Here is a 21796-nt window from a genome sequence, read left to right as displayed (position 1 = left end):
CCTCTCATGACCACCACACTCGAACACCCTCCCGTACAGAAGCAGCTCCCGGCCCGCGCCGCAGGTGTCCTCGACATCGCGCACAACGGGCAGGGGTACCTGCGCGCCGCCGAGAGCTGCCTGCCCACGCCGACCGACGTGCAGGTCTCCGCCGCGCTGATCCGCCGTCACGGCCTGCGCAAGGGCGACACCGTCGACGGCGTACGCGGCGGACCCCGCGCCCTCGCCGAGGTCGAGCGGATCAACGGCCGCACCCCCGAAGAGCTGCGCCGCCGCCCGCACTTCCGCGACCTCACCCCGCTGCACCCGCGCGACCGGCTCCGCCTGGAGCACCCGGCGAGCGGCATGGCCGGACGCGTCGTCGACCTGGTCTCCCCCGTCGGCAAGGGCCAGCGCGGCCTGATCGTCGCGCCGCCCAAGACCGGCAAGACGGTACTGCTCCAGCAGCTCGCCGCCGCCGTCGCGGGCAACCACCCCGAATGCCATCTGATCGTGCTGCTCCTAGACGAGCGGCCCGAAGAGGTCACCGACATGCGGCGCTCCGTCCGCGGCGAGGTCTACGCCTCGACCTTCGACAAGACGCCGAAGGAGCACATCGCCCTCGCCGAGCTCGTCGTCGAGCGCGCCAAGCGGCTCGTCGAACAGGGCGAGGACGTCGTCATCCTGATGGACTCGCTCACCCGGCTGTGCCGCGCGCACAACAACGCGGCGGCCTCCGGTGGCCGCACCCTCAGCGGCGGCGTCGACGCCGCCGCGGTGCACGGCCCCAAGCGGTTCTTCGGCGCCGCGCGCCTCGCCGAGGAGGGCGGCTCGCTCACCATCCTCGCCACCGCCCTGGTGGAGACCGGCTCCCGCGCCGACGACTACTTCTTCGAGGAGCTCAAGAGCACCGGCAACATGGAGCTCCGCCTCGACCGGACCCTCGCCTCACGGCGGGTGTTCCCGGCCGTGGACATCATCCCGTCCGGCACCCGCCGCGAGGAACTGCTCCTGCCCGGGGCCGAGTTGACGTCCGTACGCGGCCTGCGACGCGCCCTGCAGACCCGGGACGCCCAGGCCGCCCTGGAAACCCTCCTGGAGCGGCTGCGCGCCACCCCGGACAACGCGACCTTCCTGCGTCAAGTCCAGCCGACCCTGCCCGCCGCCTGACCTCCACCCCGAATCCACCGCCCGGGACCTCCCGGACCTCGCCCGCGTGCGGCATCCGGGTACTGCATCCCCTCGCTCGGGCCTGGCACCCCGGCACACGGCGACTCCGTTCCTACGTTTGCGGTATGACAATCGGATTCCCATCCCGGATGGTCGTCTCGTTGACCGCCTTCTCCTGCTCCGCCCTCTGTGTGGCCGGAGCACTGGCCCTCGCGCCGAGTCCGGCCCTCGCCCGCGCCCGCCTCGGTACCGGCCTGCCGAGACCCCTGGCCTCCCAGACGCCCTACCTCCAGCGGGCCGGGACGCAGGTACGCACACGGTCCGACGCCCCCGCGCTGCCGGACGTCTCGGCCCTGTCGTGGCTGGTGGCCGACTCAGGCACCGGCGAGGTGCTCGCCGCGCACGACGCGCACCTCAAGCTGCCGCCCGCCAGCACCCTCAAGACCCTCTTCGCGCTCACCGTGCTCCCGGCGCTGCCGGCCGGCATCCAGCACACCGTCAAGGAGGAGGAACTGGAGGGCATCGGTGACGGCAGCAGCCTGGTGGGCGTGGCCGCGGGGCACACCTACCGCGTGGCCGACCTGTGGCGCGGGGTCTTCCTCAACTCCGGCAACGACGCCGTGCACGTACTGGCCGCGATGAACGGCGGCTGGCACCGGACGGCGGCCCGGATGCAGGCCAAGGCCCGCTCGCTGGGAGCCCTCGACACCCATGTCGAGTCACCCGACGGCTACGACACCCCCGGCCAGGTCTCGTCGGCGTACGACCTCGCGGTCTTCGGGCGGGACGGCCTGCGCAACCCGGAGTTCGCGCGCTACTGCTCCACCGCCGAGGCCAGCTTCCCCGGCGACGGCTACCCGTACGAGATCCAGAACACCAACCGGCTGCTGACCGGCGCCGACGGGGTGGCGCCCTACCCGGGCCTGATCGGCGTCAAGAACGGCTACACCACCAACGCGGGCAACACACTCGTCGCCGCCGCGCACCGGGGCGGACGCACCCTCGTCGTCACGGTGATGAACCCTCAGGCGGGCGGCGGCACCACGGTGTACGAGGAGGCCCGCTCGCTGCTCGACTGGGGTTTCGCGGCCGCCGGGCACGTCAAACCCGTCGGGTCGCTCCCCGACACCCGGTCCGTCCCGGCGGCGGGCGCCTCGCCCGTACAGGCGAGGGCCGGGTCCGCGGACATCGACGACGGCGGCTGGCCGGAGACGGCCGGCATCCTGGGCGCCGCGGGTCTGGGCGCGGGCGGCGTGGCCCTCGCCCTGCGTCTCAAGGGCGTGCGGGCCACCCGCGACTGACCGGCCGGCAGCCACACCAGCAGCCCCAGCGTGATCCACGTGTACGTGTTGCTGCCGAGGAATCCGTCGAGGCCGGAGGAGTCGTCGAACCAGAGCCACACCACACTGCTGCACAGCACCGCGTACAGGGCCGCCGCGACCCGCGCACGGTGCCGGTGCAGCAGTACGGCGAAGGACGGCAGCAGCCAGACGAGGTGGTGCACCCAGGTGATCGGGCTGAGGAGGCAGGCGGCGAGACCGGTGAGGGCGAACGCGGCCGCCCAGTCCTCGTCGGCCAGCGCCCACGAGGTCCGCCACGCCCACACGCACAGGATCACCAGGGCGGCCGTCGCCCACACGGCCCGACTCGGTTCGCCCGGTGCCGCGAGCCGGGCCAGGACGCCCTGCAACGACTGGTTGGAGACATAGGCGAGACGTCCGATGCGGTTGGTGTCCCACAGTGCCTCGGACCAGTAGAAGCGCGAGGCGCCGGGCGCCACCCAGGCCGCAAGACCGGTGGCCGCCGCGGCGACGGCCGTCGCGACCCCTGCGGCGCGCCGGCGGCGGCCGAGCAGCAGCAGGCCGATGAAGAGCACGGGGGTGAGCTTGATCGCGGCGGCCAGCCCGATGCCGACGCCCGCCCGGCGTCCCCGGCCGGTGGACAGCAGCCGGGCGTCGCTCAGGACGAGGGCCAGCAGCAGCAGGTTGACCTGCCCGAAGCTGAAGGTGTCGCGGACCGGTTCGAGCAGGGCCAGCAGACAGGCCGCGAGGGCCCAGCCGTACCAGCCGTAGCGGCGCAGCGCGGGCCCGATCAGGATCCACACCACGACCGCCAGCGCCGCGAGGTTGAGCACCACGGAGACGGCGATCGCCGTGCGCAGCCCGATCAGCGCCATCGGCAGCATGGTCACGGCCGCGAACGGCGGATAGGTGAATCCGTACGTGGTTCCCGGCACCCAGTAGTCGTAGATCCGGCCGCCGTGATGGGCCCAGGCGTCGACGGTGCCGTAGTAGACGCGCAGATCGAACCAGTCGCGCAGCAGCGGCACGGTCGCGGTGAACACGCCCACCGCGACAACGAGTGAGAGCAGGCCGAGCAGCCGTCGGCCGTCGGTGGCCAGATGTCTCATGCCGTACGCCCCAGCACCGGCGGCTGAGCCGACTCCTCGGCCCGGGCGGCCTGACGGGCCTGCCAGAGCACCACGAGGGCGAGCGCGCCGCCGGAGACGGCCAGCACCACCTGATCGACGTCCGGCGGGCCGCCGCTCGGCAGTACGGCGAGCGCGAGTACCGCACTGGCCGCCGCGACCCGGTGGCGCACCGAGCCGTTGGGCGCCGCGGCGGCGATGAGGAACAGGCCCCACAGGGCGTACCAGGGCCGGATGGCGGGGCCGAACACGGCGACCGCGCCCAGGCTCAGGCCCAACGCGTAGATGGGGCCCGGCCGCAGGCGCAGCCATATGAACAGGACGACCAGGACGGTCACCACCAGCCCGGTCGCGTGCCAGACGGGCATCGCCAGCGGGGCGAGGCCGCTGCCGAGATCCTTCAGCAGGGCGCCGGTGGCGCCGCCGAGCAGGCTGGTGGGCGACCAGTTGTGCGGGGAGACGGGGGTCTTCAGGGCCGCTATCCAGCCGTACCCCGTGCCCGCCACGGCGGTCACCACGGCCGTGGTGGCGAGCGCGACCCCGGTCGTGGTCAAGGCCGTGCGCAGCGCTCCGCGACGCCCGCGCAGCGCCACCACCGCGAGCAGGCCGAGCACGGCCGGCGCCTTGACCAGGGCGGCGAGGGTGATGAGGACGACCCCCAGGAGGTGCCATCGGCCGCGCGCGGCGACCAGGCCGACGCCGAGCAGTCCCAGCATGATGGCGTCGTTGTGCGCACCGGCCACCAGGTGCAGCAGCACGAGCGGGTTGAGCGCGCCGAGCCACAGCGCGGCGGCCGGATCGGCACCGCTGTGCCGGGCGAGGCGGGGCAGCGCCGCCGCCATCAGGCCGACGCCGAGCAGCGCGACCAGGCGCATCCCGAGCAGCCCTGCCGGTATCTCCCCGCGGGTGAGGCCGGACAGCGCGGAGGCGACGGCGAGGAAGACCGGGCCGTACGGCGCCGTGGTCTGCTGCCACACCGGTGCCACCTCGTCGGCGAGCGGGCCGCCGAGCTGCGCGGGCCCGTGGGCGTACACGTCGATGTGCGCGTCGACCATGGCGCCCTGCGCGAGATAGCTGTAGACGTCCCTGCTGAACAGCGGCGGCGCGAGAAGCAGCGGCGCCGCCCACGCGGCGAGCACCAGCAGCAGTGCGCGCGGCGTCGGCGGCTGCGGACCGCGTACGACCTTGCCGAGCAGCACCCACGCGGCGATCAGCAGGACGACGCCGAAGTAGACCCCGACCACGCCGAGTACGGCACGCGCGGAGCCGGGGTCGAGGAAGTCCCGCGTGGGCAGGGCGCCGGCCGTCTCACCGCCGAGCGCGAGGAAGGCGGTACCGGTCAGGCCCAGGGCCTGACAGCGGTGGAGATCGAGGGGAGCCTTGGCCAACACTTGGCAAGCGTGTCAAGGGCGGGTGGCCGGAAAGCGACGGGGCGCCCTCCGGGCGGGGGATGTGGCGTTACCTCCGGGTGGTGGCTCAGAAGACCGACACGCCCGTCAGCGTCGTGAAGCGGTCCAGGGCCGCTACGCCCGCCACCGAGTTGCCCCGCTCGTCCAGACCTGGGCTCCAGACGCACAGGGTGCAGCGGCCGGGGACCACCGCGATGATTCCGCCGCCGACGCCGCTCTTGCCGGGGAGGCCGACGCGGTAGGCGAATTCGCCCGCCGCGTCGTACGTGCCGCAGGTCAGCATGACCGCGTTGACCTGCTTGGCCTGGCTCTGCGTGAACAGTCGGGAGCCGTCGGCGCGGATGCCGTGCCGGGCCAGGAAGCTCGTGGCGAGGGCGAGGTCGGCGCAGGACGCCTCGATCGAGCACTGGCGGAAGTACTGCTCGAGGAGCACCGGTACCGGGTTGTCGATGTTGCCGTACGAGGCCATGAAGTGGGCGAGGGCCGCGTTGCGATCGCCTCGGGTGGCCTCGGAGGCGGCCACCTCCTTGTCGAAGGTGAGGTCGGCGTTGCCGCTCTCCGCGCGCAGGAAGGCCAGCAGGGTGCCGGCCGCGTCGCCGGTACGGGTCTGGAGCCGGTCGGTGACGACCAGGGCGCCCGCGTTGATGAAGGGATTGCGCGGGATGCCGTTCTCGTACTCCAGCTGCACCAGCGAGTTGAAGGGGTTGCCGGAGGGCTCGCGGCCGACGTGTTCCCACAGTTCGTCGCCCTCACGGGCCAGGTCGAGGGCGAGCGTGAAGACCTTGGTGATGGACTGCGTGGAGAACGGCTGCCGCCAGTCCCCCACGCCGTACACCGTGCCGTCGATCTCGGCCACGGCCATGCCGAAGCGCCGGGGGTCGCAGGCGGCCAGCGCCGGGATGTAGTCGGCGGGCCGGCCGCGGCCGGGGGTCTGCCCGATCTCGGTGGCGATGCGCTCCAGGACCGGCTGGAAGGTCGGGGACGACGGATACGACGAAGACACAGCCATGATCACCATTGTGCCGCCGGGCCGGTCCGGGTGCGCATCGGGTCACACCGCCTGCGGGGTGCCGCTGCCCGCGATCACCTCGGGCCGCAGCAGCGCCGCCAGCCGCTCGGCGGGCAACAGGCCCTTCTCCAGGACGAGTTCGGCGACGCCGCGCCCGGTGGCGAGGGCCTCCTTGGCGATGTCGGTGGCGGCCATGTACCCGATGTGCGGGTTCAGGGCGGTCACCAGGCCGATGGAGTTCTCGACCGCGGCACGCAGCACCTCCCTGTTGGCGGTGATCCCGGCGACGCAGCGCTCGGCGAGGGTCAGGCAGGCGGAGCGCAGGTGGGTGATGCTCTCGGACAGGGAGTGCAGGATGATCGGCTCGAAGGCGTTGAGCTGGAGCTGCCCCGCCTCCGCGGCCATGGTGATGGTGACGTCGTTGCCGATCACCTCGAAGGCGACCTGGTTGACGACCTCGGGGATCACCGGGTTGACCTTGCCGGGCATGATGCTCGAACCGGCCTGCACCGGCGGCAGGTTGATCTCGCCCAGACCCGCGCGCGGCCCGGAGGACAGCAGCCGCAGGTCGTTGCAGCTCTTCGACAGCTTCACGGCGATCCGCTTGAGCACGCCGGACATCTGGACGAAGGCACCGCAGTCCTGGGTGGCCTCGACCAGGTTGGCGGCGGTGACCAGGGGCAGCCCGGTGATCGCGGAGAGGTGGTGGCGGGCGGATTCGGCGTATCCGGCGGGTGCGTTGAGGCCGGTGCCGATGGCCGTGGCGCCCAGGTTGATCTCGTGGATCAGCTCGACGGCCTCGGCGAGCCGGCTGCGGTCCTCGTCGAGCATCACCGCGTACGCCGAGAACTCCTGCCCGAGGGTCATCGGCACCGCGTCCTGGAGCTGGGTACGCCCCATCTTCAGTACGTCACGGAACTCGAAGGCCTTGGCGGCGAACGCGTCCTGGAGCACGGCCATCGCCTTGAGCAGCTCGCGCACCGCGAAGACGGTGGCGACCTTGACGGCGGTGGGGTAGACGTCGTTGGTCGACTGGCCGAGGTTGACGTCCTCGTTGGGGTGCAGGTACTGGTATTCGCCCTTGGCGCGGCCGAGGAGCTCCAACGCCCGGTTGGCGACGACCTCGTTGGCGTTCATGTTCGTCGAGGTGCCGGCGCCGCCCTGGATGACGTCGACCACGAACTGGTCGTGCAGCTTGCCGGCGCGGATCTCCCGGCAGGCCGCGACGATGGCCATGGCCTTCTCCGGTTCGAGCAGGCCGAGTTCCTCGTTGGCGCGGGCGGCGGCCTCCTTGACGGCGGCCAGGGCCTCGATCAGATGCGGATAGGCGGAGATCGACGTTCCCGTGATGGGGAAGTTCTCGGTGGCGCGCAGGGAGTGGATGCCCCAGTACGCCTCGGCCGGGACGTCACGGTCCCCGAGCAGATCGTGTTCACTGCGGTGCGCTACGGCGACGGTCATGACTGAGCGGTCCTCTTTCGGAGGGGTGAGGGTGGATGGGGTGAGGCGGTCAGGGGCGAGCCGCTAATCCGGACCTGAGGTGCACGGGCCCAAGGGGCGCGGGGAACTGCGCGACCGGCCACGACGAACCCGCACCCGGCGACGCGCCACCACGACCTGGTCGCACGCCGCTCAGGCCGAGAGCGGATCGAGCACCCGGGCCGGGCGAAGCCCGCCCACAACGGCACCGCCCCCGAGCAACGGCACGGAGGCGAACTCCGCGAGCACCGCCGGGGCGACCCCCGCGCGCGCGAGCGCCGCCACGGCCACCGGCCCGCGCGCCCGGTCCGCACCGTCGGCGATCTTCACGGCGACGGCCCGGCCGTCCGGCAGCGCGGCCACCTGGACGCCTTCGAAGCCGTCCTTCGTGAGCAGCCCCGGCACGGCCCGCATCAGCGCCGCGACATCGCGGCCGGAGCCGGACGCCATCTCGGCGTGCTCGCGCATCGCGTCGGCGACCCGCGCCTCGGGGGTGCCGGCCGGCGCGGTGGTGATCCGGGCGGCGGCGCGGGCGAGCCCGTGCAGCGAGACGGAGAAGAGGGGCGCGCCGCAACCGTCGACGGTGACCTGGGCGATCGCCTGCCCGGTGAGGTCCTCGACGATCTCCGCGATGGCCTGTTGGAGGGGGTGGCCCGGGTCGAGGTAGTCGTCGAGGGTCCAGCCGTTGAGCCGGGCGGTCATCAGCATGGCGGCGTGTTTGCCGGAGCAGTTCTGCGCGAGCCGGGACGGCAGCCGCCCCTGGCGGACCCAGGCGTCCCGCACGACCGGGTCGTACGGCAGGTCGGGCACGTTGCGCAGGTCGTCCTCGGTGGCGCCGGCCAGTTCCAGGATCCGCCGGGTCCCGGCGAGGTGCCGTTCCTCGCCGGAGTGACTGGCCGCGGCCAGCGAGAGCAGCTCGCCGTCCAACGGCAGACCCGCCCGCAGCATCGCCACCGCCTGGACGGGCTTGAGCGCCGAGCGAGGGTAGAACGCGGCCTCGATGTCCCCGATCTGGAGGTCGACGCCGCCATCGGCGGCCAGCACGACCACCGAGCCGTAGTGGATGCCTTCGACGACTCCGCCGCGGACGAGCTGGGCGACGGGGGCGTGCAGGGGTTCGCGGATCACCGGGGCGGCGGCGATCGAAGCGGCGTACGTCACGCTCGTGCTCACGCGTCCACTCCGTCACGGATGCCGGAGACCCGGCGGCGCACCCCGTACCACCCGGCGACGAGCGCCACGGCGATCAGCGGCAGACACAGCACGGTGGTGCGCCCCGCTCCCCCGTCGGCGTACATCAGGACGAGGACGGAGACGAGGAAGCCGATCGTCGCGATCTCGGTCCACGGCGAGCCGGGCAGACGGTAACTCGGCCTGGTCAGCTCACCACTCCGGGTCTTCCGCCAGAACAGCACATGACAGAGCATGATCATGCCCCAGGTGGCGAGGATGCCGATGGCGGCGAAGTTCAGGACGATCTCGAAGGCGTCGGCGGGGACCACGTAGTTGAGGCCGACACCGAGGACGCAGATCCCGCTGGTGAGCAGGATGCCGCCGTACGGGACCTGGCTGCGGCTCATCACGCCGGTGAACCTGGGCGCGGAGCCCGACATCGCCATGGAGCGCAGGATGCGGCCGGTGGAGTAGAGGCCGGAGTTGAGGGACGACATGGCCGCGGTGAGTACGACCAGGTTCATCACGCCGCCCGCCGCCGGGATGCCGATGTTCGACAGGACGGTCACGAAGGGGCTCTGGCCCGCGCTGTACTTGTTCCAGGGCAGCAGCATCGAGAGCAGGACGACCGAGCCGACGTAGAACAGGCCGACACGCCACATGATCGAGTTGATCGCCTTCGGCATGATCTTCTCGGGGTTCTCCGTCTCGCCCGCCGCGACACCGACCAGCTCGACGGAGGCGTAGGCGAAGACGACGCCCTGGATGATCAGCAGCATCGGCAGCAGGCCGTTGGGGAAGATTCCGCCGTTGTCCGTGATCAGGGACGGGCCGGGGGTGTTGCCGTCGACCGGGTGCTGGGTGACCAGCAGGAAGATGCCGATGAGCATGAAGACGACGAGCGCGCTCACCTTGATGATCGCGAACCAGAACTCCAGTTCGCCGAACATGCGTACGGATATCAGATTCACCGTGAGGACGACGGCGAGCGCGACGAGCGCGATCACCCACTGCGGGATGTCGGAGAACATGCCCCAGTAGTGGGTGTAGACGGCCACGGCGGTGATGTCGGCGATACCGGTGGTGGCCCAGTTCAGGAAGTACATCCAGCCGGCGACGTACGCGCCCTTCTCCCCCAGGAACTCCCGGGCGTACGACACGAAGGCGCCGGAGGACGGCCGGTACAGGACGAGTTCGCCGAGCGCGCGCACGACGAGGAAGGCGAAGACGCCGCACACCGCGTACGCCACGAAGAGGGAGGGGCCGGCGTCGGCGAGCCGGCCGCCCGCACCGAGGAAGAGGCCGGTGCCGATGGCACCGCCGATGGCGATCATGTTGACGTGCCGGGACTTCAGCGACTTGCTGTAACCCGCGTCTCCGGCATCGACGTGCGCGGCCGGTTTGCCTGCCGATGTGGCCTCGTCTTTGAGGGACTGCTCGCTCACGCCTCGGGTCCGCCTTCCGTGGGGATGTCCGTACGCGCGGGGCGCACGATGTCGGTGAGGGTGGTCTCCACGCGGTCGAGGTGATGGGACATCGCCTCCACCGCGTCGTGTTCACTGCCGTCGATCAGCGCTTCGACGATCGCCCGGTGCTCACGGTTGGACTGTTCGCGCCGCCCGCCGAGCTCGTTGAGGAAGGCGGACTGGCGGGCCAGCGCGTCCCGGATCTCTTCGATCACCCTGCGGAAGACCGGGTTCTGCGAGGCCTCGGCGACCGCGATGTGGAAGATCGTGTCCATGGCGACCCACGCCGTGGTGTCGGTCTCCCGCTCCATCCGGTCCAGCAGATGGTGCAGGTGGTCGAGGTTCTCCGGGGTGCGGCGCACCGCCGCGTAACCGGCGACCGGGATCTCGACGTGGCGGCGCACCTCGAGCAGGTCGCTCGCCGCGTAGTCGCCGAAGGTGGGGTCCTCGACCGTGTTGGCGACCACGAAGGTGCCCTTGCCCGTACGGGACACGGTCAGGCCCATCACCTGCAGGGCCCGCAGCGCCTCGCGGAGCACCGGCCGGCTGACCTCCAGGCGGCGGCACAGCTCGGCCTCGGAGGGGAGTTTGTCACCGATGGCGTATTCGCCGCGCTCGATGGCGCGGCGAAGGTGGGTGAGCACCGCTTCCATGGCGCTGACGCGCCGCGGTACCCATCCACCTGTCTGGCTGTCTGACAGGTTCACGGGGGTGATCCTGCGGGTGACAAGAGGGGGCTGTCAAGGGGAGTGAAAAGAAAAATTCAGGGGGTGCGAAGCCTGTAAACCGGCTTCGCACCCCCTGTGAGCTGCTGTTTCCGCGATCAGCCGGCGAGGGTCCCGCTCGCCAGCAGCCCGAACAGTGCCAGGCCGATCACGATGCGGTAGATCACGAAGGCGTTGAAGGAGTGCTTGGCGACGAACTTCAGCAGCCAGGCGATCGACCCGTAGGCGACGACGAAGGAGACGATCGTGCCGACCGCGAGCGGCGCGGCGCCCACCCCCGTGCCCAGGGCGTCCTTCAGCTCGTACAGACCGGCGCCGGTGAGGGCGGGGATACCGAGGAAGAAGGAGAGCCGGGTGGCGGCGACCCGGTCCAGGTCGAGGACGAGCGCGGTGGACATCGTGGCGCCGGAGCGCGAGAAGCCCGGGAAGAGCAGCGCGAGGATCTGCGAACAACCGACCAGCATCGCGTCCTTGAAGGACGTGTCGTCCTCACCGCGCTTGTGGCGCCCCATCTGGTCCGCCGCCCACATCGCGCCACTGCCGACGATCAGCGAACCCGCGACCACCCACAGGGAGGCGAGCGGTCCGTCGATGAGCGGCTTGGCGGCGAGGCCCACGATCACGATCGGGATGGTGGCGTAGATGACCCACCACGCGAACTTGTAGTCGTGGTGCTGCCGCTCCTCGCGATCGCGCAGCCCCCGGCCCCACGCCGAGACGATCCGCACGATGTCCTTGAAGAAGTACACCAGTACGGCGGCGATCGCGCCGACCTGGATGACCGCTGAGAACCCGACGACGGCCTTGTCGTCGACCGGAATGTTCATCAGCCCCTCGGTGATCTTGAGGTGGCCGGTGGAGGAGACGGGGAGGAACTCGGTCACTCCCTCGACGACTCCGAGGACGACGGCCTGACCGACGTTGATGACGCTCATGGGATCCAGTTCTAGGTCTGAGGGACTGATGGTGAGGAGGGTTGGTCGACAGTGCTGTAGACAGTCTTAACTATGTGCGAGTGGCGTCCGGCGTCTACGCCCACAACGCCTCGGCGAACGAGACACCCGCGAACGCCGCGCCGAGCCCGGCCGCCACGCTCACGAGCACGTTGGCCGCAGCGTAGAACCCCGCGCCGGTCTCGGTCAGCCGTAGTGTCTCGTACGAGAACGTCGAGTACGTGGTCAGTGCCCCGCACAGGCCGGTCCCGAGGAACAGCTGAAGGTGGGAACCCGCGGCCCCCGCGGCGACCGCGCCGGTCAGCAGGCCGAGGATCAGACAACCCACGACGTTGACCGCGAAGGTACCCCAGGGCAAGACGGTGTCGTGCCTGGTCCGCACCGCACGGTCGGTCAGATGGCGCAGAGGCGCGCCGACCATTCCACCGACGATCACCAGCAGCCAGTTCACAACTATCTCTTACCTTTCTTGCCCGTTTTGCCGGGTTCGGCCTCGGAGGCGCCGAAGCCCTCGATACCACGGAAGACGCTCGCGCCGGCCTGCCCCGCCGCGTGGGCACGGTGCACGATCTCCGAGTACAGCCGTGTCATCGCTGCCTCCGTACCAGGGCGCGGCGGGTCGCGGTCACCGCGAACCACACCGCGGTGAGCGCCGCGCACAGGGTCGCGACGAGATAGGCGAGGCCGGTTCCGGGGTGGCCCGAGCCGACCAGTTTCTGGATGTCCACGGCGTACGTCGAAAAGGTGGTGAACCCTCCCAGTACACCGGTGCCGAAGAAGGGCCGCACGAGTCGGTGGGCCGCCCACACGTCCGTGATGACGACCATGAACACGCCGATGACCGCGCAGCCGATGACGTTGACCCAGAACGTGGTCCAGGGGAAACCGCCCGTCTCCACGGGCCACAGCCGCGCGGCCCCGTACCGGGCGGTGGCGCCGATGGCTCCGCCGAGCGAGACCGTCGCCACGACCGGGGCCTGGCCGTGCCAGGGGGACGCGGGGCGCGGGGTCGGCCGTGTGGCGGCACCCGGCTCGTCGACGCGCTCGGGACGCGGGACTGTCATGACGTACTTCTCCTACTCGCCGGGCCCGGGCCCCCGGGCACACCTCATCGCAAGTAGGGACCGTTGGCGGCATCAGCGCCGCGGTTCGGGTACGGCGGGCCCCACCGCCGCGCCGCGACACATGATCGCGACCGCTGAACAGGGTAACGCCGACCCCACCGCCCTCGCACACTCGACCGGGGGGCGTGGCGTCCCGGCTGCCCCTCCCCTTCTCCCCTCCCCCGCTTCCCCCTGTCCTACCAGCCCTTCTCGAACAGGGAGCGGACCTCGGCGATGCGGTACTCGTCGCGGCGGTAGAGCGTGCGCCGCCCGATCCTTCTCGCGCGCAGCAGTCCGACCCCGACGAGGAGGTCGAGGTGGGTGCGGGCGACGGCGTGGCTCACGCCGAGCTTGGTGGCGAGGGCGGCCGCGTCGACGCCGTCGACGAGAGAGCCGTGGCGCTCGGGCGGGAAGTGCGCGGCGGGGTCCCGCAGCCACTCCAGGATGTCCAGGCGTCGCCCGCCGACGGGAACCCTCAGCATCTCGTCCCCCTGTCCTTCGTGATGGTGGCGCTGTGTGACCACTGTCCCGCAGCCCGGGGCGGCCGGCACGGGACTTGCGGGCCTTCGCGCGGCCCGGAAGTCCCTGGGACACCACAAGGGCCCGGCCGCCCCGGCAGCCGGACCCTCATGTCATCGACGGTGGCTGATCAGGTGACTGATCAGCGGTGGCCGAACTGCGACATGGCGGGCAGCGCCTTGTCGTCGAAGCCGAACAGCGCCTGGTTCTCCCAGCCGTTGCCGGACGTGGCGTCGGCCGGGTCCCAGCCGTTGCCCGTGACGGCGGTCCAGGTGGCCTCCCAGTAGAAGACACCGAGGCCGCGGCCGTTCGGGACGGCCTCCACGACGTTCATCACGTCCCGCAGCCACGCGGACTGTCCGGCGGTGGTGGCCGGGTAGCCGGAAACCAGCTCACCCGTCGTGTCGATCTGGTTGACGAGCGAGTCGTCGCTGTCGAGACGGAAGGGGTAGGCCGTCTCGGCCAGGAACACCGGCTTGCCGTAGCGCGCGGCCGCGTCGTCCAGGGTCGTCTGGAAGTCGGAGAGCGGGCCGTGCCAGTAGCCGTAGTAGGACAGGCCGATGGCGTCGAACTTCACGCCGCCCGAGACCGCGTTGTCGAACCACCAGCGGGTGCCGGACAGGTCGCCGCCCTTGGCGAGGTGCAGCGCGACGGTCGTCGACGAGCTGACGGCCTTGACGGCGTCGTAGCCGGAGTTGAGGAGCCCGGCGAGCTGCGACCAGTTGTCGGTGGAGCCCTCGGACCACAGCATGCCGCCGTTGATCTCGTTGCCGACCTGGACCATGTCGGCGGTGGTGCCCTGCGCCTTCAGCGCGTTGAGGACGTCGTACGTGTGGTTGTAGACGTCCGTCTTCAGCTGGCTGTAGGAGTGGCCCGCCCAGGCGGCCGGCTTGGTCTGGGCGCCGGGGTCGGCCCAGGTGTCCGAGTAGTGGAAGTCGACCAGGAGCTTCATGCCCTGCGCCTTGATGCGCTTGGCCATCGCCAGGACGCGCGTCTTGTTGTTGTAGCCGTCGGCGGGGTTCACCCAGACCTTCAGGCGCGCGTAGTTCATGCCGGAGGACTTGAGGATGGCGAGCGCGTCACCGGTGGTCCCGGAGGCGGTCTTGTAGACGCCTCCGAGGGCCTCGCTCTTGGCGAGTGAGGAGATGTCGGAGCCCTTGACGGACAGCCCGGTGGCGCTGCCGGAGGTGAACGTCAGGTCGTCGACATTGATCCAGTTGCCCGCGTTGGCATCGGAGTTGATGCTGATCGTGCACTGGTTGCCGGTCACCGCGACGGGAACGACGAGGTGTATCCATCCGCTGCTGGAGACCGGCAGGTCGGTGCGCTGCTCGGTGCCGCCGCAGTTCTTCAGCGCGAGGTAGGCGGAGTTCTGGCCGCCGCCCGAGCGCACCCAGGCGGTGAGCCGGTAGTTCCCGTTGGTCAGCCCGGAGAGGTACTGGTACGTCTCCACCTTGTAGGCGGCGGAGGAGTACTGCGTGAGGCGGTAACCACCGCTGTGGCCCCCGGCCTCCACGTAGGAGGCACCGGTGTCGCCGTACTCCGACCAGCCGCCGGGCGTGGCCGTGCCGGCGCCGTCGGCCTCGAATCCGGCGTTGGTGAGGGTGCTCGCCGCCTGTGCCGTCTGCGCGGGCACGGCGGTGAGGGCCAGCCCGGCCGCGAGCGGCAGCAGCAGGGCCCTGAGGGTGCGTCTGGGATGGAACATCTTCGTCCGTCGTCCCTTCGACGTGATGGGAATGGGGTGCCCCCGGAGTGGCTCTGGAGGGGGCGGCCCCTCCGCCCGCGGCTCTCGTGGCACGCACGGGCGGAGGGGAGTTCGGCTCGGCCGCCGGGTCCTGCGACCGGACGGCAGTCGGGTGAAGCATGGAGTCGTACGACCCGGACGGCATCGGCTCAGCCGTCAGGTCGTACGGCCCGGACCGCATCGGCTCAGCCGTCAGGTCGTACGGCCCGGACGGCATCGGCTCAGCCGTCAAGGCGTACGACCCGGACGGCGGCCGGCTCAGCCGTCGAGTCGTACGACCCGTACGGCCCCCGCGGGCAGCGCGAGGCGGCCCGCGGCGCGTTCGCCCGTCAGCAGCTCGGTGCCGGCCGCGTCCAGCGGCACCTTGGCGTCCGACGAGGTGTGGTTGATCGCGAACAGGAAGGTGCCCGACTCACCGCCGCGGCGCACCACTTCGACATCGCGGGGCAGGTCGGCGCGCGGCGCGATCCGCGCGTCGTCGGACGCCCAGCCGATGAGGGCGTCCAGGCCCTGCGCGCCGAGGCGGGTGGAGACGTACCAGGCGGAGCCCTCGCCGAGGCGGTGGCGGGTGACGGCCGGGTGGCCCGCGGTGAGTCCGTCGGCGTACGTCCACACCGTCTCGGCGCCGCGCGGCACCACGAACTCGGTCCAGACGTCGCCGGTGAGCTCGGAGCCGTCGGGGCCGGTGATCCGGACCCGGTCGTCCTTCAGGAGGGGTGAGAACTCCTCGACGGTCAGGCCGAGCACGTCCCGCAGCGCGCCGGGGTAGGCGCCCTCGTGCACGGCGTCGTGCTCGTCGACGATGCCGGAGAAGTACGAGACGACCAGGGTGCCGCCGTGTCCGACGTACTCCCTGAGGTTGTTCCCGGCGGCCTCGGTCATCAGGTAGAGGGCGGGGACGACGACAAGGGGATAGGCCGACAAGTCGGCTTCCGGGTGGGCGAAGTCGACCGTGAGGTGGCGGTCGTAGAGCGCCTCGTAGAACGCGTCGGCGCGCTCGCGCGGGTCGTGGTCCTCGCTGGGGCGCCAGTCGAGGGTCTGTGCCCACCAGGAGTGCCAGTCCCACAGCACGGCGGCGTCGGCGACGGCGCGGCTGCCCTTGACCGCGGTCAGCGAGTCGATGGAGGCGCCGAGTTCGACGACCTCGCGCCAGACCCGGGAGTCGGTGCCGGCGTGCGGCAGCATCGCCGAGTGGAACTTCTCGGCGCCGCGCCGGGACTGCCGCCACTGGAAGAACATGGCGCCCTCGGAGCCGCGCGCCACGTGCGCGAGGGAGTTGCGGGCCATCTGGCCCGGGGCCTTCGCGGGGTTGCGGGGCTGCCAGTTGACGCCGGACGTGGAGTGTTCGAGCAGCAGCCAGGGGGCGCCGCCCGCGACGGAGCGGGTGAGGTCGGCGGCCATCGCGAGGTTGACGTGGGTGCGGCGGCCGTCGGTGATCAGGTAGTGGTCGTTGGTGACGAGGTCGACCTCGCGGCCCCAGGCCCAGTAGTCGACGGAGTCGCACTGGCTGAGGGCGGCCATGAAGTTCGTGGTGACCGGGATGCCGGGGGCGAGGCGGTGCAGGATGTCCCGCTCGGCGACGAAGTTCTCGCGCATGGTCTCGTCGGCGAAGCGCTTGTAGTCGAGGGCCTGGGCCGGGTTGCCGACGGTGGGGGTCACACGCGGCGGGTTGATCTGCTCGAAGTCCGCGTAGCGCTGGCCCCAGAAGGCGGTGCCCCAGGCCTCGTTGACCGCCTCCACGGTTCCGTACGCGCGGGCCAGCCAGCGGCGGAAGTGGGCGGCGCAGGACGCGCAGTAGCAGGCCGAGACGGGGACGCCGTACTCGTTGTGGACGTGCCACAGGGCGAGCGCGGGGTGGTCGGCGTACCGGGTGGCGAGTTCGGTGGTGATGCTCGCCGCGGCGGCGCGGTAGTCGCTGTTGCTGTGGCAGATGGCGGCGCGCGAGCCGAACTCGTAGCGGGTGCCGTCGGCGGCCACCGGCAGCGCCTCGGGGTGCTCGCGGTAGAACCAGGCGGGCGGCGCGACGGTCGGGGTGCCGAGGTCGGCACGGATGCCGTTCTCGTGCAGCAGGTCGAGCAGTCGGTCCAGCCAGCCGAAGTCGTAAGTCCCCCGGGCGGGTTCGAGCAGCGCCCAGGAGAAGATCCCGACGCTCACCATCGTGACCCCCGCCTCGCGCATCAGCCGGACGTCCTCGTGCCAGACGCTTTCCGGCCACTGCTCGGGGTTGTAGTCCCCACCGAAGGCGAGCCCGGTGAGGCCCTTGGGTGTGGTCTCCGGCATGGATCTTCTCCCGTTTAATCGATCATTTGGGAACGTGCACACACTCGATCAGCGGCGCGATCCCAACATAACCGCACAGCAACAACCATTGACAAGTGTCCGGGATGTTTCTCTACTGTGAACGCTCACAGAAGCATGGCACGGTCGCCGCAGCAGGCGGGGACCCAGGTCAGGGGAGAAAGATCCATGCCAAACACGAAGCTGCGTCGCCTCGTGGCCACCTCCATCGCCGTCACGCTCTGCGGCACCGCACTCGCCGCCTGCGGCTCGTCGGACGACAAGAGCTCGTCCGAATCGGGTCCGGCGTCCCTGACGTACTGGTCCTGGACTCCGGGCATGGACAAGGTGGCCGACCTCTGGAACAAGGGGCCGGGCAAGCAGCAGAAGATCACGGTCACGGTGAAGAAGCAGGCCTCGGGCGACACGCTGGTCACCAAGATCCTCACCGCGCACAAGGCGAAGAAGGCCCCGGACCTGGTCCAGGCCGAGTACCAGGCGCTGCCGACGCTGGTCAGCAATGACGCGCTCGCCGACATAGCGGGCGAGTCGAAGGACGCGAAGAGCAAGTTCGCCGACGGTGTCTGGCAGCAGACGACCCTGGGTTCGGACGCCGTGTACGCGATCCCGCAGGACATCGGCCCGATGATGTTCTACTACCGCCAGGACCTCTTCAAGAAGTACGGCCTGACGGTTCCCACGACCTGGGAGCAGTTCGCCGAGACCGCCCGCGCGCTGAAGAAGAAGGCCCCGGACAAGGACCTGACCACCTTCTCCGCCAATGACTCCGGCCTCTTCGCCGGTCTCGCCCAGCAGGCGGGCGCCAAGTGGTGGACCGCCTCGGGCGACAAGTGGAAGGTCGGCATCGACGACGCGGCGACGGAGAAGGTCGCCGACTTCTGGGGCGGTCTCGTCAAGGAGGGCGCGATCGACAACCAGCCGATGTACACGCCGTCCTGGAACAAGGCGCTGAACACCGGCAAGCAGATCGCCTGGGTCAGCGCGGTCTGGGCGCCGGGCACCCTCACCACCGCGGCCCCCGACACCAAGGGCAAGTGGGCGATGGCCCCGCTGCCGCAGTGGGACGGCGGCACGGACGTCACCGGCAGCTGGGGCGGCTCCTCGACGGCCGTCACCACGGACTCGCAGCACAAGGTGGCCGCCGCGAAGTTCGCCACCTGGCTGAACACGGACCCGCAGGCGGTGGCCGCGCTGGCGAAGGAGGGTGGCATCTACCCGGCCGCCACCACCGCGCAGACCAGTGACGCCTTCTCCGAGCCGCCGGCGTTCTTCTCCAACCAGGCGGACTTCTACCCGAAGGCCGCGGAGATCGCCAAGACCACCGCGCCGTCCGCCTGGGGCCCGAACGTGAACGTCGCCTACACGACCTTCAAGGACGCCTTCGGCGCCGCCGCCAAGGACAAGTCGGACTTCACCGCCGCCCTGAAGAAGATGCAGGACGACACGGTGGCCGACCTCAAGAAGCAGGGCTTCGGGGTCGCTCAGTGACCACGGCACGTCGGAAGTCGTACGGGGTCAAGGGGGCCCCGTACGCTTTCCTCCTCCCCGCGACGATCCTCTTCGCCCTCTTCTTCGCGCTGCCCATCGGCTACGCGCTCTGGCTGAGCCTGCACAAGGTGCAGGTCAAGGGCCTGGGCCTCGGCTCGGGTGCGCGGAACGAAGTCTGGGCGGGGCTGGAGAACTACAAGGACGCCCTGTCCGACTCCGAGCTGCTGAGCGGCGCGGTGCGCGTGGTGGGCTACGGCGCCATCGTGATCCCGGTGATGCTGGGCCTCGCGCTGCTGTTCGCGCTGATGCTCGACACGGACAAGGTACGCCTGGCCCCCTTCACCCGGCTCGCGATCTTCCTGCCGTACGCCATTCCCGGCGTCGTCGCCGCTCTGCTGTGGGGCTTCCTGTACCTCCCCGACGTCAGCCCCTTCTACTTCGTGCTCGACAAGCTGGGGATGCCGCAGCCGAACCTGCTGGACGGCGGCCCGCTGTACCTCGCGCTGTCCAACATCGCGGTCTGGGGCGGCACCGGCTTCAACATGATCGTCATCTACACCTCGCTGCAGGCCATCCCGGCCGAGGTGTACGAGGCGGCGAAACTGGACGGCGCCACACCCCTGCAGACCGCGCTGAAGATCAAGATCCCGATGGTGGCGCCCTCGCTGGTACTCACCTTCTTCTTCTCGATCATCGCGACGCTCCAGGTGTTCAGCGAGCCGACCACCCTCAAACCCCTCACCAACTCCGTGTCCACGACCTGGAGTCCGCTGATGAAGGTGTACCAGGACGCCTTCGGCAAGGGCGACATCTACTCGGCCGCGGCGGAGGCGGCGATCATCGCCGTCGTCACCCTCGTCCTGTCCTTCGGCTTCCTGCGGGCCGCGAACTCCCGTAACAAGCAGGAGGAAGCACGATGAGTTCTCTTGCCGTGCGCAAGGCAGCACCGGCCGCGGGTACCACCCCCGGCACCGCCCAGGGGCCGCCGCTGCGCCGCCGTATCGCCTTCGTACCCACCCTGACGCTGCTGCTCGGCGCGCTCTACTGTCTGCTGCCCGTCGCGTGGGTGCTGATCGCGGCCACCAAGTCGGGCCGTGAGCTGTTCTCGACCTTCACGTTCCTGCCGGGCTCCGGCTTCACACAGAACGTCAAGGACCTCAACGCCTACCGCGACGGGATCTACTGGAAGTGGATGGGCAACTCCGCCCTCTACGCGGGCCTCGGCGCCCTCCTGTCGACGGCCGTCTCGGCGCTCAGCGGCTACGCCCTCGCGATCTACCGCTTCCGGGGCCGCGAGACCGTCTTCAGCGTCCTGATGGCGGGCGTGCTCATGCCGCCGGTGATCCTGGCGATCCCGCAGTACCTGCTGCTGGCGAAGGCGGACCTCACGGACTCGTACGCGTCCGTGCTCCTTCCCCTCGTCCTCTCCCCGTACGGCGTCTACCTCGCCCGGATCTACTCCTCCGCGGCCGTGCCCGGTGACGTGGTCGAGGCCGGGCGGATGGACGGGGCGAGCGAGTGGCGGATCTTCACCCGGATCGCACTGCCGATGATGGTGCCCGGACTGGTGACGGTGTTCCTGTTCCAGTTCGTCGCCGTGTGGAACAACTTCCTGCTGCCGTACATCATGCTCAGCGACGACGAGAAGTTCCCGATCACGCTGGGTCTGTTCACGCTGCTCGAACAGGGCTCCAACACCCCGGCGCTGTACACGCTGGTGATCACCGGCGCGCTGCTCGCGATCATTCCGCTCATCGCTCTCTTCCTGGTCATCCAGCGCTTCTGGAGCCTCGATCTGCTCTCGGGAGCCGTAAAGTCGTGACCATGACCAACGCGGGGGGCAGGCGCAGACCGCCGACGATCCATGACGTCGCGCGCGAGGCCGGCGTGTCCCGGGGCACGGTGTCGCGGGTGCTCAACGGCGGGCACTACGTGAGCCCGGCGGCACAGGAGGCGGTCAACGCCGCCATCCGCAGAACGGGCTACGTCGTGAACCGGCACGCCCGCTCGCTGATCACCGGCCGCTCCGACTCCATCGGCTTCCTGCTCACCGAACCGCAGGAGAGGTTCTTCGAGGACCCGAACTTCAACGTCCTGCTGCGTGGCTGCACCCAGGCGCTGGCCGGGCACGACATTCCCCTCCTGCTGATGCTCGCGGGCACCGAGGACGAACGGCGGCGCATTACGCGGTACATCACCGCGGGCCACGTCGACGGAGTGCTGCTGGTCTCCAGCCACTCGGGCGACCCGGTCGCCGAGCAACTGCGTGAGGCGGGCGTGCCACTGGTCGCCTGCGGCAAGCCCATCGGGCTCGGCTCCAAGGTGAGTTACGTCGCCGCGGACGACCGCGACGGCGCCCGGGACATGGTCAAGCACCTGGTCTCCCTGGGCCGTCGCCGCATCGGGATGGTCACAGGTCCGCTCGACACCCCGGGCGGTGTCGAGCGGCTCGCGGGCTACCGGGAGGTGCTCGCCGAGGCGGGCATCGAGGCCGACGACCGCCTCGTCGCCTCCGGGGACTACAGCCGGGCCAGCGGTGAGGCGGGCGCCGAGCGGCTCCTCGACCGCGCTCCGGACATGGACGCGGTGTTCGTCGCCTCCGACCTGATGGCCCAGGGCGTGCTGGCCGCGCTGCACAAGGCCGGCCGCCGGATCCCGGAGGACGTCGCTGTCGGCGGCTTCGACGACTCCCCCGCTGCCACCGCGGTCACCCCCGCCCTCACCACCATCCGCCAGCCCTGGGACCGCATCAGCAACGAGATGGTGCGGGTGCTGCTCGCACAGATAGGGGGCGACGACCCGGCGGCGGTGATCCTGCCGACGGAACTGGTGCGACGCGACTCGACCTGAGCC

At 70.6% G+C, this 21796-nt stretch carries 18 protein-coding genes and 2 pseudogenes; 6 read left to right on the top strand and 14 right to left on the bottom strand.

What is annotated here, in order from left to right:
- Positions 1–6: 6 nt before the first annotated feature.
- The gene (rho, locus tag ACIQTP_RS17455) at positions 7–1149 is read left to right on the top strand and encodes a transcription termination factor Rho (protein ID WP_403400720.1); all 1143 of its coding nucleotides are present in this window, start codon (positions 7–9) and stop codon (positions 1147–1149) included.
- Between the two features lie 125 nt (positions 1150–1274).
- Positions 1275–2114: pseudogene (locus tag ACIQTP_RS17450) on the top strand (D-alanyl-D-alanine carboxypeptidase family protein); the annotation flags it as partial.
- Positions 2115–2173: 59 nt separating this feature from the next.
- On the opposite strand, the gene ACIQTP_RS17445 reads toward ACIQTP_RS17450, so the two are convergent.
- From ACIQTP_RS17445 to ACIQTP_RS17380, 14 genes and pseudogenes are all read right to left on the bottom strand, one after another.
- A complete protein-coding gene (locus ACIQTP_RS17445; RefSeq protein ID WP_403400718.1) occupies positions 2174–3559 on the bottom strand; it encodes a glycosyltransferase 87 family protein in 1386 nt (461 codons plus the stop codon).
- Complete coding sequence (mptB, locus tag ACIQTP_RS17440) at positions 3556–4968, bottom strand: polyprenol phosphomannose-dependent alpha 1,6 mannosyltransferase MptB (RefSeq protein ID WP_403400716.1); 1413 nt, start codon at positions 4966–4968, stop codon at positions 3556–3558. Before mptB ends, ACIQTP_RS17445 begins: the two co-directional genes overlap by 4 nt.
- An 85-nt stretch (positions 4969–5053) precedes the next feature.
- Positions 5054–6004: a glutaminase gene (locus tag ACIQTP_RS17435; RefSeq protein ID WP_403400714.1), complete on the bottom strand. Its 951-nt coding sequence runs from the start codon at positions 6002–6004 to the stop codon at positions 5054–5056.
- A gap of 33 nt (positions 6005–6037) precedes the next feature.
- Positions 6038–7456, bottom strand: coding sequence for an aspartate ammonia-lyase (aspA, locus tag ACIQTP_RS17430; RefSeq protein ID WP_403400712.1), 1419 nt, complete (start codon positions 7454–7456; stop codon positions 6038–6040).
- Between the two features lie 171 nt (positions 7457–7627).
- Positions 7628–8647, bottom strand: coding sequence for an asparaginase (locus tag ACIQTP_RS17425; RefSeq protein WP_403400710.1), 1020 nt, complete (start codon positions 8645–8647; stop codon positions 7628–7630).
- Positions 8644–10092 (bottom strand): amino acid permease, encoded by a 1449-nt coding sequence (locus ACIQTP_RS17420; RefSeq protein WP_403400708.1) that lies wholly within the window; start codon positions 10090–10092, stop codon positions 8644–8646. The genes ACIQTP_RS17425 and ACIQTP_RS17420 overlap by 4 nt, the downstream gene beginning before the upstream one ends.
- Complete coding sequence (locus ACIQTP_RS17415) at positions 10089–10820, bottom strand: FadR/GntR family transcriptional regulator (RefSeq protein WP_403400706.1); 732 nt, start codon at positions 10818–10820, stop codon at positions 10089–10091. The genes ACIQTP_RS17420 and ACIQTP_RS17415 overlap by 4 nt, the downstream gene beginning before the upstream one ends.
- Before the next feature lie 116 nt (positions 10821–10936).
- Positions 10937–11773, bottom strand: a complete 837-nt coding sequence (locus tag ACIQTP_RS17410) for an undecaprenyl-diphosphate phosphatase (RefSeq protein ID WP_403400704.1) — start codon at positions 11771–11773, stop codon at positions 10937–10939.
- Positions 11774–11867: 94 nt separating this feature from the next.
- Positions 11868–12242 carry a fluoride efflux transporter CrcB gene (gene crcB, locus ACIQTP_RS17405; RefSeq protein ID WP_403400702.1) on the bottom strand — a complete coding sequence of 125 codons (375 nt, stop codon included), beginning with the start codon at positions 12240–12242 and terminating at the stop codon, positions 11868–11870.
- A gap of 44 nt (positions 12243–12286) precedes the next feature.
- Positions 12287–12430, bottom strand: a pseudogene (locus ACIQTP_RS17400) (DUF190 domain-containing protein); the annotation flags it as partial.
- Positions 12379–12855, bottom strand: coding sequence for a fluoride efflux transporter CrcB (gene crcB / locus ACIQTP_RS17395; RefSeq protein WP_403400700.1), 477 nt, complete (start codon positions 12853–12855; stop codon positions 12379–12381). The pseudogene ACIQTP_RS17400 and the gene crcB (ACIQTP_RS17395), both read right to left, overlap by 52 nt.
- Positions 12856–13091: 236 nt before the next feature.
- Complete coding sequence (locus ACIQTP_RS17390) at positions 13092–13376, bottom strand: ArsR family transcriptional regulator (RefSeq protein WP_402039838.1); 285 nt, start codon at positions 13374–13376, stop codon at positions 13092–13094.
- Between the two features lie 179 nt (positions 13377–13555).
- Positions 13556–15118, bottom strand: coding sequence for a glycosyl hydrolase 53 family protein (locus ACIQTP_RS17385; protein ID WP_403400698.1), 1563 nt, complete (start codon positions 15116–15118; stop codon positions 13556–13558).
- 297 nt (positions 15119–15415) lie between these two features.
- Positions 15416–17437 carry a beta-galactosidase gene (locus ACIQTP_RS17380; RefSeq protein WP_403400696.1) on the bottom strand — a complete coding sequence of 674 codons (2022 nt, stop codon included), beginning with the start codon at positions 17435–17437 and terminating at the stop codon, positions 15416–15418.
- 186 nt (positions 17438–17623) lie between these two features.
- Between ACIQTP_RS17380 and ACIQTP_RS17375 the strand changes: the two genes are divergently transcribed.
- The 4 genes from ACIQTP_RS17375 to ACIQTP_RS17360 are packed head-to-tail and all read left to right on the top strand — an operon-like array spanning position 17624 to position 21793.
- Positions 17624–18943: an ABC transporter substrate-binding protein gene (locus tag ACIQTP_RS17375; protein WP_403400694.1), complete on the top strand. Its 1320-nt coding sequence runs from the start codon at positions 17624–17626 to the stop codon at positions 18941–18943.
- Positions 18940–19863 carry a carbohydrate ABC transporter permease gene (locus ACIQTP_RS17370; protein WP_403400692.1) on the top strand — a complete coding sequence of 308 codons (924 nt, stop codon included), beginning with the start codon at positions 18940–18942 and terminating at the stop codon, positions 19861–19863. The genes ACIQTP_RS17375 and ACIQTP_RS17370 overlap by 4 nt, the downstream gene beginning before the upstream one ends.
- Positions 19860–20765, top strand: coding sequence for a carbohydrate ABC transporter permease (locus tag ACIQTP_RS17365; RefSeq protein WP_168489562.1), 906 nt, complete (start codon positions 19860–19862; stop codon positions 20763–20765). The genes ACIQTP_RS17370 and ACIQTP_RS17365 overlap by 4 nt, the downstream gene beginning before the upstream one ends.
- Positions 20762–21793: a LacI family DNA-binding transcriptional regulator gene (locus ACIQTP_RS17360; RefSeq protein ID WP_403400690.1), complete on the top strand. Its 1032-nt coding sequence runs from the start codon at positions 20762–20764 to the stop codon at positions 21791–21793. Before ACIQTP_RS17365 ends, ACIQTP_RS17360 begins: the two co-directional genes overlap by 4 nt.
- Positions 21794–21796: the final 3 nt, after the last annotated feature.

It is taken from the genome of Streptomyces sp. NPDC090798 (genome assembly GCF_044768965.1).
In the GTDB taxonomy this organism is placed as follows: Bacteria; Actinomycetota; Actinomycetes; order Streptomycetales; family Streptomycetaceae; genus Streptomyces.
The sequence above is the reverse complement of the archived record's forward strand: the minus strand, read 5'-3'. Positions and strand labels throughout refer to the sequence as shown.